The sequence below is a fragment of the Streptomyces carpinensis genome (assembly GCF_002154505.1).
Classification (GTDB): Bacteria; Actinomycetota; Actinomycetes; order Streptomycetales; family Streptomycetaceae; genus Streptomyces; species Streptomyces carpinensis.
Genome location: NZ_MUBM01000658.1, coordinates 1 through 708 on the forward strand (window position 1 = coordinate 1; position 708 = coordinate 708).

General features: G+C 70.8%; 1 pseudogene. It reads right to left on the bottom strand.

Annotated elements, in window-relative coordinates:
* Positions 1-231 precede the first annotated feature (231 nt).
* Positions 232-549, bottom strand: a pseudogene (locus BZY54_RS54360) (protein kinase family protein); the annotation flags it as partial.
* Positions 550-708: the final 159 nt, after the last annotated feature.

Here is a 708-nt window from a genome sequence, read left to right on the forward strand (position 1 = left end):
ACCGAAGGATTGTGTACCCGTCGGTAACGGGGATTCACCGACTGCTCACACGACGCCAGTGATCAGTGGCAACAAACGTGCTGATCAGGGCTCCTTTCGCGCACTTTCTGTCTCGAGCCGGTCACGGGCGCCATGTCGAGCCGGTCGCGGGCACCCTTGAACACCGCCGTGCCCTTCTTCTCCCCCGGGATGCCCTCGGGCATGTCGTTCACGGCGCGCGGCGCGCCGAGGGCCGATCCGGGCGGCCTCGGCGGGGTCGACGGGCCCGCGGCGGAGGACCTCCTGGAGCGACTCGCCCCGGACCAGTTCCGTGACGATCCACGGCACCGAGTCCTCCACGACCACGTCGTGGAGGGTGACGGCGCAGGGAAGGTCCACGCCTGCAGCACAGCCCGCGCCTCCCGGNNNGTGCTCCTCGGCCTCGGGGTCGCCGGGCAACCGTGGCTGCTTGACGGCGACGTCGCGCTCCACGAGCTCGTCGAACGCCCGCCGCACGGTGCCCGTCCCGCCGGGGCCGATGCGCTCGACCAGCCGGTAACGCCCGCCCACCGTAGGGCCGTTGGCGACCCACGTAGGGGGGACACGTGTTCGCCGTCCTCACCCATGTCCCATGAGTAGCGGCACACCACGCTGCCGAAGCGGCCCGGCGCCGTCACAGGTTGTCCACGTCCAGGTTGGCGATCGCCGTCTTCGCCACCTCCTTGCCGC